The following is a 12,073-nucleotide window of genomic DNA, read 5'->3' as shown; positions in this document are numbered from 1 at the left end:
ACGCACCCCATGGCGATGGAAAAGACATTCAACGCGGCCGAGGCCGAGGCTCGCATCTACGAGGCCTGGGAACAGGCCGGAGCCTTCAAGGCAGGCGCGAACAAATCGCGCGACGAGAGCTTTACCATCATGATCCCGCCGCCCAACGTGACAGGCGCGCTGCACGTGGGCCACGCCTTCAACAACACGCTGCAGGACATCCTGATCCGCTGGCACCGGATGCGCGGTTTCGACACGCTGTGGCAGCCCGGCCAAGACCATGCAGGCATCGCCACCCAGATGCAGGTCGAGAAAATGCTGGCCGCCACGCAGCAACCCGGTCGCCGGGAACTGGGCCGTGAGAAATTCCTTGAGAAAGTCTGGGAATGGAAAGGTGAATACGGCGGCACGATCATTGAGCAGTTGAAGCGTCTGGGCTCCTCCTGCGACTGGTCGCGCAACGCCTTCACCATGGCCGGTGCTGCGGGTGATCCGCGCACGGGGCATGAGAACTCGGCCAACTTCCATGACGCGGTGATCAAGGTCTTCGTCGATATGTACGAAAAGGGTCTGATTTATCGCGGCAAGCGACTGGTCAACTGGGACCCGCATTTCGAGACCGCAATCTCGGACCTTGAGGTCGAAAATATCGAAGTCGCCGGTCACATGTGGCATTTCAAGTACCCGTTGGCGGGCGGTGAGACATATGAGTATTTAGAAAAAGATGAAGATGGGAATGTGATCTTCCGCGAAGAGCGGGATTATATCTCCATCGCAACCACACGCCCCGAAACCATGCTGGGTGACGGCGCGGTTGCGGTTCATCCATCGGATGAGCGTTACGCGCCAATCATCGGGAAACTCTGCGAAATCCCGGTTGGACCAAAAGAGCATCGCCGTCAGATTCCGATCATTGTGGATGAGTATCCCGATCCCGATTTCGGCTCGGGCGCGGTGAAGATCACCGGCGCGCATGATTTCAACGACAACATGGTGGCCAAGCGCGGCGGCATTCCGATGTATCGCCTGATGGACACCAAAGGCGCAATGCGGGCCGATGGCGCGCCCTATGCCGAAGCGGCGGATTTAGCGCAGGAATACGCGCGTGGGCGTGAATTTACCGAGAACGAGATCGACGCGATCAATCTGGTCCCCGATCACCTACGCGGGCTCGACCGGTTCGAAGCGCGCGCGAAGGTCGTCGAAGAAATCACTGCTGACGGTCTGGCCGTGATGACCCGCGCGGATGATCCGCGTCTGGACACCAAGCTGGGCGAGGATGACGACCCGGCGGCGCTGGTCCCGCTGATCGAGAGCAAACCGATCATGCAGCCCTTCGGCGACCGCTCCAAGGTCGTCATCGAGCCGATGTTCACCGACCAGTGGTTCGTCGACGCCGAAAAGGTCGTCGGCCCCGCGCTGGATGCGGTCAAGGACGGCACGGTCAAGATCATCCCCGAGTCGGGCGAAAAGACCTATTACCACTGGCTGGAAAACATTGAGCCCTGGTGCATCTCGCGCCAGCTGTGGTGGGGGCATCAGATTCCGGTCTGGTATGGACTCGACTTGTCTGCGGAAGGTTTCAAAGACGACGAGAACGACGGCGACCTTGATCTGGTCGAGTTGGGCCGTTTGCTGAACGAAGGCGGTATGCTGCACCGTGGCAGTGTCATGGAATGCGCACCCAGCCTAGAAGGCGTTACCGAAAAATTCCTCGATGACAACGCAAATATTCCCAGCCCGCTGAGCCATGCAACTGTCATCGAAGTTGCTGACAAACAGGAAGCAATTCATCAATTCGCCGAAAGCCTTGCGCAATATGCGGTGGAACAGGACCCGACCAAATTGGTGTACCCGATCTGGCGCGACCCTGATGTCCTCGACACCTGGTTCTCCTCCGGCCTCTGGCCCATCGGCACGCTGGGCTGGCCCGAACAGACCGAGAAACTGGAACGCTACTTCCCTACGGATGTTCTGATCACCGGCGCGGATATCCTGTTCTTCTGGGTCGCCCGGATGATGATGATGCAACTGGCCGTGGTCGACCAGATTCCGTTCCACACCGTCTACCTGCACTCGCTCGTCCGCGACGAGAAGGGCAAGAAGATGTCCAAAACCACTGGCAACGTCATCGATCCGCTGGAAATCGTGGACGAATTCGGCGCCGATGCGCTGCGCTTCACCAACGCCTCGATGGCGGCGATAGGCGGCGTGCTGAAACTGTCCAAGGAACGCATCACCGGATACCGGAACTTTGTCACCAAGATTTGGCAGGCTTCGTCCTACGGCTGCAACGTCATCGGTGCCTTCGACGCCGAGCGCGGCGCGATGCCGCCCAAGGCCAGCCTGACGCTGAACCGTTGGATCATCGGTGAAGTCGCCAAGCTACGTGAAACGGTTGATAGCAGCTTTGAAAGCTATCGCTTTAACGACGCTGCGCAGGCACTGTATTCCACCTTCTGGAATACCTTCTGTGACCGGTATCTGGAATTCACCAAACCGATCTTTCAAGGGGATGACGAAGCCGCCAAAGCTGAAACACGTCAAACCTATGCGTGGGCAATTGACCAATTCATGATCCTGATGCACCCCGTTATGCCATTCGTCAGTGAGGAAATCTGGAACGCCACGTCGAACCGTGGTTACGAGACCGGCGACACTTCCAAGATGCTGGTTCATCAGGATTGGCCAACTTACACTGCGGCGGATCTCGTTGACCACGAAGCCGAAGCCGAAATGAACTGGGTGATCTCGATGATCGACAACACTCGCTCGGCGCGGCAGCAAATGCGCGTTCCAGCGGGTCTATTCGTTTCGATGCTGGTAACGGATATCAATCCGAAAGGTCAGGAGGCTTGGGATCGCAACGAAGCGCTAATCAAAAGTCAGGCTCGCATTGAAAGTTTGACCAAAGCGGATTCGTTTCCCAAAGGCACCATCTCGATCGCCGCGCCCGGCGCGTCCTTCGGCCTGCCGCTGGCCGATATCATCGACATCGGTGCCGAAAAGGAACGGCTGGAAAAAGCCAAGGGCAAACTGGCCAAGGAACTGGGCGGGTTGCGCGGACGTCTGAACAACCCCAAATTCGTGGCCTCGGCCCCGGAAGAGGTGGTTGAGGAGGCCAAAGCCAACCTCGCCGCCCGCGAAGAAGAAGAGGCCAAGCTGAATGAAGCCCTCGCCCGTTTGGCCGAAATCGCCTGATCTTCATCTTTTCATAAATACTCAAATCCTGAACCCCGCCGCAAAGCTGACGGCGGGGTTTTTCGTGCCGCGCCAGAGTTTTGCCCTGTTCACCCGCACGGGTGATTGTTAGCACAGACACATGACCAAGCCTGCATCCCCGTTTCCCCCGATACAGACTGTCTCGACCGGGCTGGTTGTGGCCATCGTCGGGTTCTTCAGCTCGTTCCCCATCGTTTTGCAGGGGTTGGCCGCCATGGGGGCATCTCCGGCTGAATCCGCCTCGGGCCTGATGATGGCAGCCATCGCCATGGGCCTGACGGCCATCGGTCTCAGCCTGTGGTACCGGCAACCCATCAGCGTCGCGTGGTCGACGCCGGGCGTGGCGCTGCTGGCCGTGTCCGCAATGCCTGCGGCGGGCTTCTCCGAAGCCGTGGGGGCGTTTCTCTGTGCAGGCGCGCTAACCGGGTTGGCCGGGCTTTGGCGCCCATTGGGGCGGCTGGCCTCGGCAATCCCGACGACACTGGCACAGGCGATGCTGGGAGGCGTTCTGCTGCCCCTGTGCATCGTCCCCTTCAAGGCCGCCGTTGACCTGCCCTGGCAAGCCTTGCCGGTGATCCTGACATGGTTTGTCGCCGGGCGGATCAATCGGTTGTTTGCGGTCCCGGCTGCAGTGCTCGCCGCAGCGATTGTCGTGATCCTGAATGCGGGCGATGCATCGGTTGCGCCATCTCATCTGGTGGCCGCACCGGTCTGGATCATGCCGACCTTCTCGCTGGCTTCGGCCCTTGGCATCGGACTCCCGCTTTTCATCGTAACTATGGCCACACAGAACATCCCCGGCATCGCCGTGATGCGCAGCTTTGGGTATGCGCCCGCATCGGGCAGGCTGTTTTCTTCGGTGGGAGCGGCCAGCATCCTGTCGGCCCCGTTCGGGGCCCCCGCCACCTGCCTCGCCGCGATCACTGCCGCGATGTGTTCCAACGAGGACAGCCACCCCGATCCAACCCGGCGCTACTGGTCCGCCGTGATGGCGGGTGTGTTCTATTGCCTTTTCGGCATCTTCGCGGTGGCGATCACAGGCTTTGCCGTCCACGCCGATCCTCTGCTGATGGGTACTCTGACCGGGATCGCGCTGATCGGCGTATTGGCCAACGCCACCCATGCCGCGCTTGAGGTCCCCGCCGAACGGGAAGCCGCCATACTGACCTACGCCATCACTGCCTCGGGGATATCCGTCTTTGGCTTGGGTGCCGCCGTCTGGGGGTTGCTGGCCGGTGGCATTGCCTATTTGGTGACGAACCGAACGCGCTAGCCGCTTTCACCTGTCGCAAGTCCAGAGTATCGTCTCGCCATGTTTGGATCGCTTGGAAAACTGATCGAACGCCAGATCAAAAAAGCGCAGGCCGAGGGACAGCTGCAGGGGCTGGAAGGCGAAGGCCACCCTCTGCCCGACCGATCGGGTGAGGCCCAAAGCGACCCGGCCATCGCAGCCGGGCACCGGATTATGGCGCAGGCCGGTGTGCTTCCCGAAGAATTCGAGATCCGAAAAAAGCTGGATGCAGCCCGAAAGGACTATGCAGCGCTCACCAACCCGAATGACCGCAAAGCGGCGATGGCCCGGATTGCGGACCTAGAAATGCGGTACAACATGGCACGCGACGCGCGGCGTGCCTTTATGCGCTGATCACTTGAATTCGGGCTTACGGCCCTGCATTTGCGCCATCACCACCTCCACCTGATCGGGTTTGCCGATCAGTTCGACCTGTTCCGCAGATTCCTCCAGCAGAATTTCGGCGCGGGGCTTGGTCTCGGCCACTTCGATCAGGCGCTTGGCGGCGCGGATTGCCGACGGGCTTTGACCCGCGATGTCTTCGGCCAGCGCTTGTGCTTCGGTCAGTGGGTCGTCCGAGAGTTTCGTCACCAGCCCCCAGTCCACCGCCTGCTGCACCCCGATCGGACGCGCGGTATAGGTCAGCAAACGCAACACGTCCGAGCGTACAAGCTGCGGCAGCAGAACCATCCCGCCCATATCCGGAATGATGCCCCATTTCATCTCCATCACGGCCAGCTTCGCCTCGGGGTGGGCGATGCGGATATCGGCACCCAGCGCGATCTGAAGCCCGCCACCATAGGCCACCCCCTGAATGGCGCAAATCACCGGCACCGGCACGCGCCGCCAGACCAGCGCCAGTTCCTGCATCTCATTGGCGTCTTCGTGGCTGCGGGTCATCAACCACTCCGTCGGGTCCATATGGGCCATCTTGGCAAAGCTGGCCATGTCGAGCCCGGCGCAGAAGCTTTTGCCCTCGCCGGACAGCACCACGGCGCGGGCGTCCGAGGCCGCGACCTCGTGCCCGGCGGACAGCAGCGCCTTGACCATTGCGTCATCCAACGCGTTCATCTTGTCGCCACGCGTCAAGGTGACATGGGCGATGTGATCTTTGTACTCGACGGATACGCGTGACATGCGGGCCTCCCAAATTCTGTTGCCTCAACCATGCCCGGAAGGGTCGCCAAGTTCCACCGCAACGTCGGGGCACGTCTGGCGGCGGAATTGCAGGTGGTTGCCTGACGGGCGGCCTTGGGGTTATCTCGCATCATGACTGACCCACGCTATACCCCGCTCTCCCTGTCATTGCCCGCAACCGTTCCCTTTGTCGGACCCGAGACACAAGAACGTCAACGCGGCGCACCCTTTGTGGCCCGGCTGGGCGCAAACGAGAGCGTATTCGGCCCCTCACCCCGTGCGATTGAGGCAATGTCAGCGACCGAAATCTGGATGTATGGCGACCCCGAGAACCATGATCTGCGCCACGCGCTGGCGGATCACCACGGGGTGACGCCAGAGAACATCGTGGTTGGCGAAGGCATCGACGGGTTGCTGGGCTACCTCGTGCGGTTGCTGGTCGGTCCCGGCGATACGGTTGTTACTTCGGACGGGGCTTATCCCACCTTCAACTACCATGTCGCGGGCTTTGGCGGCGTGTTGCACAAAGTGCCATACCGGGGCGACCACGAGAACCCCGCAGCATTGTTCACCAAAGCGGCGGAGGTGAATGCAAAGCTGGTCTATCTGGCCAACCCCGACAATCCGATGGGCAGTTGGCACAGTGGCGCAGATATCGTCGCCGCGATGGAGGCCCTGCCCGAAGGCTGCCTGCTGGTGCTGGACGAAGCCTATGTGGAATGCGCACCCGAGGGAACTGCGGCCCCGGTCGCGGCCAATGATCCGCGCGTGATACGGATGCGCACGTTTTCCAAGGTCTACGGAATGGCCGGTGCACGGGTTGGCTATGCGATAGGTGCACCGGTGCTGATCGCGGCCTTCAACAAAGTACGCAACCATTTCGGCATGAACCGGGCCGCACAGGCCGGTGCGCTGGCGGCGCTGCAGGACACTGACTGGCTGACCCATGTGCAGGCGCAGATCGCAGCCGCCCGCAACCGGATCGGGCAAATCGCACAGGACAACGGGCTAACCCCCCTGCCCTCGGCCACAAACTTTGTCGCCATTGATTGCGGGCAGGACGGGGCCTTTGCCAAGGCCGTTCTGGAGGTACTGGTGGCACAGGGCGTTTTTGTGCGAATGCCTTTCGCCGCCCCTCAGAACCGGTGCATCCGGGTCAGCTGTGGCGCGGCGGCGGATCTGGATGCTTTTGCGGCCGCGCTGCCACAAGCTTTGGCGGCAGCCCGGGCTGAATAGGCCTCGTTTATTGGGATAGAACGGCCGCTGCGGCCTCAAGCGCGCCTTTGCCGCGTGCGATGTTCTGGGCGGCCATTGCCGTCTCGATCCCCCCCAGCATCGCCATCACCATCTGACCATTCACATGGCCCATATGGCCGAGACGGAAAAAGCCGTTCCAATCCTCCATCCCAAGGCCAATTCCCAACGTCAGGCCCATCTGTGTCTCGGTAAACTGGCGTAATGGCGTGCCGCGCTCATCCGTCAGGCGCAGAGTGGTGACGGCGTGGCTGCGATTAGCACGGTCGGCGACGTTCAAATGCAGCGCACCCCCTTCGGCCCAGGTTTCGCAGGCTGTCCAGATCGCCGTGGCAAGGTGTTCGTGGCGAGCCCAGACATGCTCGATGCCTTCTGCGTGGATCATGTCCAGCGCCGCACGCAGGCCGTACAGATGATGCGTGGGCGCGGTGCCGTTGAAATACTGGTAGAACAGGTCCGGTTTCACCCGCGGCTGCCAGTCCCAGTATTGCGAGACCCGTGGCATCTCGGCGCGTTTGGCCTGCGCTTTGTCGTTGAAGAACACGAACCCGACACCGGCCGGCGTCATCAGCCCCTTTTGGCAAGCTGTGACCATGACATCGACGCCCCAGGCATCCATCTCGAACCGGTCGCACCCCAGCGAGGCGATGCAATCCGCCATCAACAGCGCCGGGTGATTCAGGTCGTCCAGCAACGCCCTGAGCGCTGGAATATCGTTGCGGATCGAACTTGATGTGTCCACATGCACCGCCAGAACCGCCTTGATCCGATGCCCCGTATCCGCGCGCAGAGCGTCTGCGATGCGGTCCATATCCCATGGCGAAGACGTGCCGAAATCGATCAGATCAACCTTGGCACCGATCGCCTCGGCCATCTCGGCCCAGCCATGGGTGAACCGGCCCGAGGCTGGTGCCAGCACGGTTTCCCCCGGCGCGATCACGTTGGACAGCGCGGCCTCCCACGTACCGTGACCGTTGGAGATGTAGATGGCGACATTGTGCTCGGTCCGGGCCACGCGGCGCAGGTCGCGGGTCAGGGCGGGCATCATCTCGATAAGCGCGCCGTCATAGATATTCGGCGACGGGCGGTGCATGGCCTGCAAAACCGCATCGGGCATGACCGACGGGCCGGGAATGGCCAGATACTCACGCCCCTGCGCGAGAGAAATTGGGTTTGTCATGGGGTCAACCTGTGTGAATTGTCGCCCAACCTAGCGCAGCAAAAAACGGCGTCAATCCGTCAGGTTGGCGGCCTCACGCGCAAGTGCTTCGATCCCTGCCCAGTCGCCATCCAGAACCATCTGCTTGGGCGCGACCCAGCTGCCACCCGCGCAAACGACATTTGACAGCGACAGGTAATCCCGCGCATTCGCAGTCGATACGCCACCGGTCGGGCAGAAGGTGATCTGCGGCAGGGGTGCGCCGATGGCCTTCAGGGTGGGCGCACCGCCCGACGCCTCGGCCGGGAAGAATTTCAACATGTCATAACCCCGCTCGAGCAGGCGCATCGCCTCGCTGGCCGTAGCGGCACCCGGCAGCAACGGCAGGCCTTCTGCCTCACAGGCGGCGATCAGAGCGTCGGTTGCGCCGGGTGAGACACCGAACTGGGCGCCTGCTTCTTTGGCGGCGCGCACGTCTTCGGGGGTGACCAGTGTGCCCGCGCCAACGACACCGCCGGGCACATCGGCCATGGCCCGGATCGCATCCAGCGCGGCGGGGGTGCGCAGGGTGACTTCCAGCGCCGGAAGGCCTCCGGCGACCAGAGCTTCGGCCAGGGGGCGGGCATGGGCCGCGTCATCGACAACCAGAACCGGGACGATGGGGGCCAGCGCGCAGATTTCGCGGGTACGTTGGGTTTTCGGCATGGGGATTATACTCCGAAAATGCTGGCGCCAGCGTCGGCGGAACCGACGGTGTTGCGGAAGGTGGCGAACAGGTCGCGCCCGACACCGTGTTGATTGGCAGACAGATCGGCGGTGACAGGGGCGCGATCCAGCACGCCCGGGGTAAGAATTTCCAGATCACCGTTCACTGCATCGACACGCAGCAAATCACCGTCCTGCAGATAAGCGATCGGACCACCCTCCAAAGCCTCGGGGCAGACATGGATGGCAGCGGGGACCTTGCCCGAAGCACCAGACATTCGGCCATCGGTGACCAGCGCCACCTTCTGCCCCCGGCCCTGCAGGATCGACAGCATCGGCGTCAGCGAGTGCAACTCGGGCATACCGTTGGCCTTGGGGCCTTGAAAACGGACGACGACAATGACGTCGTCGGTGAACTCTCCGGCCTTGAAGGCGGCTTTGACCTCGTCCTGATCGTGGAACACGCGCACGGGAGCCTCGACCACCTGATGTTCCGGGGCCACGGCCGAGACCTTCATGACGGCGGTTCCCAGATTGCCAGTCAGGCGCGACAGGCCACCAGTGGGCTGGAACGGGTCCTTGGCAGGGCGGACGATCTTGTCGTTAAGGCTGTGGCCTGCGCCCTCTTCCCAAGTCAGTTCGCCGCCCTTCAGCTTGGGTTCCTTGGTGTAGTTGTGCAGGCCCTGCCCGGCCACGGTCAGCGTGTCGGGATGCAGCAATCCGTCTTCAAGCAGCGTGCCGATGCAGTAGCCCAGGCCGCCAGCCGCGTGGAAATGGTTCACGTCGGCCAGCCCGTTTGGATAGACCCGCGCGATCAGGGGCACCACGGCAGAGATGTCCGAAAAATCCTCCCAATCCAGCACGATCCCGCCCGCGCGCGCCATCGCGATCAGGTGAATCAGCAAGTTGGTCGAGCCACCGGTCGCCATCAGGCCGACGATCCCATTCACAAAGGCGCGTTCGTCCAGCACCTGATAGACCGGCGTATAATCGTTGCCCAACGCGCTGAGAGACAGGGCACGGCGCGCGCCTTCTTGCGTCAGCGCATCGCGCAGGGGCGTATTGGGGTTGATAAAGCTGGAGCCCGGCAGGTGTAGCCCCATGAACTCCATCAGCATCTGGTTGGTGTTGGCAGTGCCGTAGAAGGTACACGTGCCGGGGCCGTGATAGGCGGCCATCTCAGCCTTCATCAGCTCGTCGCGGCCCACCTCTCCGGCGGCGAATTGCTGGCGGACCTTGGCTTTTTCGTCGTTCGGCAAGCCGCTGGTCATCGGGCCTGCAGGCAGGAAGACCGCAGGCAGATGACCGAACGCCTGTGCGCCGATGATGAGGCCGGGAACGATCTTGTCGCAAACACCAAGAAACACCGCCGCATCATAGGTGTTGTGGCTAAGCGCCACACCGGCCGCCAAAGCGATCACATCGCGTGAGAACAGCGACAGCTCCATCCCCGCCTCGCCCTGTGTGACGCCATCACACATGGCAGGCACGCCCCCTGCGACCTGTGCGGTGCCACCCGCTGCGCGGATCGCATCGCGGATCAGAGTAGGATAGCGTTCGAACGGCTGGTGGGCCGAAAGCATGTCGTTATACGAGGTGACAATACCCAGATTTCCGGCAGCACCGGTCGCCATCGACTGCTGGTCCTGACCCGCCCCGGCATAAGCGTGGGCCTGACCGCTGCAGGACAGATGCGCGCGCGCAGGTCCCTTGGACCGGGCTTGCTCCATCCGCGTAACATGTGGCCCGCGCAGGTCGGCGCTGCGGTCGATGATCCGCTGGGTGACGTCGGTGATAACAGAGTGAACCAATTTAACCTCCGATCTGACGCCAGCGGCGCCCATCGCGATGCATCAGCATCAATGCTTCTTCGGGGCCTGAACTGCCCTGATCGTACCGCGCCGGGCGATCACCCCGATCTTCCCAGCCCTGAATGATGGGATCAACCCAGGCCCAGGCAGCCTCGGCCTCATCCCCGCGCATGAACAGGGTCTGATCGCCGCGGATCACATCCATCACCAACCGTTCATAGGCATCGGGCACGCTGGCCTCGGCGCCCAGCGCGTCGGCAAAGCTCATGTCCAGGGCCACATCGGACAGGCGGAACCCACCGGGACCGGGGTCCTTGATCGTGGTGCGCAGGGTGATGCCTTCATCCGGCTGCAGGCGGATCACCAGCACGTTGCCGTGCAGCGGGCCAACATTCGGAAAGATAGTATGTGGGGGATCGCGGAAGAACACGGCAATCTCGGATTCCCGTGCCCGCAGGCGTTTGCCGGTGCGCAGATAGAACGGCACCCCGGCCCAGCGCCAGTTGCCCAGATGAACCTTGAGGGCAATAAAGCTTTCGGTTCGGCTGGAAGGATTGCCGACATGATCGACATAACCGCCTTTGCCGTGCTCAGCGCGATATTGGCCGCGTGCGATGTCTTTGGGCTCAACGGGTTCCAACGCTTCGATCACCTTGACCTTCTCGTCCCGCACAGCGTTCGGGGCGAATTTCGAAGGCGGCTCCATCGCCGTCAGACACAGAAGTTGCACCAGATGGTTCTGGATCATGTCCCGCATGGCGCCGGATTGATCATAATACCCTCCGCGCCCCTCGACGCTGACGGTTTCGGCGACGGTGATCTGCACATGATCGATATGGGTCGAATTCCACAGGGGTTCAAACAGCGAGTTGGCAAAGCGCAGAGCCATCAGATTCTGCACCGTCTCTTTACCAAGATAGTGATCGATCCGGTAAATCTGATGCTCTTCGAAACAGGCGCGCAGACCTTCGTTCAGCGCCTTGGCCGTGCCCAGATCATGACCAAAGGGTTTTTCCACAACGATGCGGCTGTCCGCCGTGGCCAGCCCGTGATCATGCAGGCTTTGCGCAATGCCCGAAAACAGGCTGGGGCCGACTGACAAATAGAAGGCGCGCACCACATCCGGGCGCAGGGCCTTGGCCAGATCGGGCCAGCCCGCCTCTCCCATTGCGTCGACCTGGACATATTCGACCCGGCTGAGGAACTGATCCAGCACGTCCTTTTTGAACTTGGGCGCGAATTCCTTCATCGAGGCGCGGATCTGTTCGCGGAATGCGTCGCTGTCCATATCCGACCGGGCCGTGCCGATGATCCGGGCGTCCTCGGGCATCTGGCCCACTTCGAACCGATGATAGAGGCCCGGTAGAATCTTGCGCTGTGCCAGATCGCCAGTGGCGCCGAACAACACCAGATCGAACGGGTTGACCGGAATTACGCGTGAAACCATCGAGAGGCTCCTTCAGTTTTCACCTGAGCCACCATAGCACCCCTGTTCACGGTGCCTGCGGCATGGGT

9 protein-coding genes are annotated in these 12,073 nt (G+C 61.8%); 4 read left to right on the top strand and 5 right to left on the bottom strand.

Features of this window, described 5'->3' with window-relative positions:
• Positions 1 to 9: 9 nt before the first annotated feature.
• From ACR0DO_RS10350 to ACR0DO_RS10340, 3 genes are all read left to right on the top strand, one after another.
• On the top strand, positions 10 to 3,180 hold the full coding sequence (locus ACR0DO_RS10350; protein ID WP_480558478.1) for a valine--tRNA ligase: 3,171 nt from the start codon (positions 10 to 12) through the stop codon (positions 3,178 to 3,180).
• Between the two features lie 121 nt (positions 3,181 to 3,301).
• Complete coding sequence (locus tag ACR0DO_RS10345; RefSeq protein ID WP_480558476.1) at positions 3,302 to 4,474, top strand: benzoate/H(+) symporter BenE family transporter; 1,173 nt, start codon at positions 3,302 to 3,304, stop codon at positions 4,472 to 4,474.
• Between the two features lie 39 nt (positions 4,475 to 4,513).
• Positions 4,514 to 4,846, top strand: a complete 333-nt coding sequence (locus ACR0DO_RS10340; protein WP_170445244.1) for a DnaJ family domain-containing protein — start codon at positions 4,514 to 4,516, stop codon at positions 4,844 to 4,846.
• Here the strand turns inward: ACR0DO_RS10340 and ACR0DO_RS10335 are convergent, their stop codons facing one another.
• On the bottom strand, positions 4,847 to 5,629 hold the full coding sequence (locus ACR0DO_RS10335) for a crotonase/enoyl-CoA hydratase family protein (RefSeq protein WP_480558474.1): 783 nt from the start codon (positions 5,627 to 5,629) through the stop codon (positions 4,847 to 4,849). It abuts the gene before it with no gap.
• A gap of 132 nt (positions 5,630 to 5,761) precedes the next feature.
• On the opposite strand from ACR0DO_RS10335, the gene ACR0DO_RS10330 reads away from it, so the two are divergent.
• Positions 5,762 to 6,865, top strand: a complete 1,104-nt coding sequence (locus tag ACR0DO_RS10330; RefSeq protein WP_480558472.1) for a pyridoxal phosphate-dependent aminotransferase — start codon at positions 5,762 to 5,764, stop codon at positions 6,863 to 6,865.
• Positions 6,866 to 6,872: 7 nt separating this feature from the next.
• Here the strand turns inward: ACR0DO_RS10330 and ACR0DO_RS10325 are convergent, their stop codons facing one another.
• Genes ACR0DO_RS10325 through zwf form a run of 4 tightly spaced genes read right to left on the bottom strand, consistent with a single transcriptional unit; the run spans position 6,873 to position 12,005 of the window.
• Positions 6,873 to 8,063 carry a pyridoxal-phosphate-dependent aminotransferase family protein gene (locus ACR0DO_RS10325; protein ID WP_480558470.1) on the bottom strand — a complete coding sequence of 397 codons (1,191 nt, stop codon included), beginning with the start codon at positions 8,061 to 8,063 and terminating at the stop codon, positions 6,873 to 6,875.
• A gap of 51 nt (positions 8,064 to 8,114) precedes the next feature.
• The gene (locus ACR0DO_RS10320; RefSeq protein WP_480558468.1) at positions 8,115 to 8,747 is read right to left on the bottom strand and encodes a bifunctional 4-hydroxy-2-oxoglutarate aldolase/2-dehydro-3-deoxy-phosphogluconate aldolase; all 633 of its coding nucleotides are present in this window, start codon (positions 8,745 to 8,747) and stop codon (positions 8,115 to 8,117) included.
• A 5-nt stretch (positions 8,748 to 8,752) separates the two neighbouring features.
• On the bottom strand, positions 8,753 to 10,591 hold the full coding sequence (gene edd, locus ACR0DO_RS10315; RefSeq protein WP_480558466.1) for a phosphogluconate dehydratase: 1,839 nt from the start codon (positions 10,589 to 10,591) through the stop codon (positions 8,753 to 8,755).
• Positions 10,560 to 12,005 carry a glucose-6-phosphate dehydrogenase gene (zwf, locus tag ACR0DO_RS10310; RefSeq protein ID WP_480558464.1) on the bottom strand — a complete coding sequence of 482 codons (1,446 nt, stop codon included), beginning with the start codon at positions 12,003 to 12,005 and terminating at the stop codon, positions 10,560 to 10,562. Before zwf ends, edd begins: the two co-directional genes overlap by 32 nt.
• Positions 12,006 to 12,073: the final 68 nt, after the last annotated feature.

The sequence above is a fragment of the Ruegeria sp. AM9 genome (assembly GCF_056540565.1).
The sequence above is the reverse complement of the archived record's forward strand: the minus strand, read 5'-3'. Positions and strand labels throughout refer to the sequence as shown.

What these genes read in the sequence shown, in the direction of transcription:
- ACR0DO_RS10335 (WP_480558474.1), bottom strand. Translation starts at nt 5,629, where the DNA reads ATGTCACGCGTATCCGTCGAGTACAAAGATCACATCGCCCATGTCACC.
- ACR0DO_RS10345 (WP_480558476.1), top strand. Translation starts at nt 3,302, where the DNA reads ATGACCAAGCCTGCATCCCCGTTTCCCCCGATACAGACTGTCTCGACC.
- ACR0DO_RS10350 (WP_480558478.1), top strand. Translation starts at nt 10, where the DNA reads ATGGCGATGGAAAAGACATTCAACGCGGCCGAGGCCGAGGCTCGCATC.
- ACR0DO_RS10340 (WP_170445244.1), top strand. Translation starts at nt 4,514, where the DNA reads ATGTTTGGATCGCTTGGAAAACTGATCGAACGCCAGATCAAAAAAGCG.
- ACR0DO_RS10325 (WP_480558470.1), bottom strand. Translation starts at nt 8,063, where the DNA reads ATGACAAACCCAATTTCTCTCGCGCAGGGGCGTGAGTATCTGGCCATT.
- ACR0DO_RS10330 (WP_480558472.1), top strand. Translation starts at nt 5,762, where the DNA reads ATGACTGACCCACGCTATACCCCGCTCTCCCTGTCATTGCCCGCAACC.
- edd (WP_480558466.1), bottom strand. Translation starts at nt 10,591, where the DNA reads ATGGGCGCCGCTGGCGTCAGATCGGAGGTTAAATTGGTTCACTCTGTT.
- ACR0DO_RS10320 (WP_480558468.1), bottom strand. Translation starts at nt 8,747, where the DNA reads ATGCCGAAAACCCAACGTACCCGCGAAATCTGCGCGCTGGCCCCCATC.
- zwf (WP_480558464.1), bottom strand. Translation starts at nt 12,005, where the DNA reads ATGGTTTCACGCGTAATTCCGGTCAACCCGTTCGATCTGGTGTTGTTC.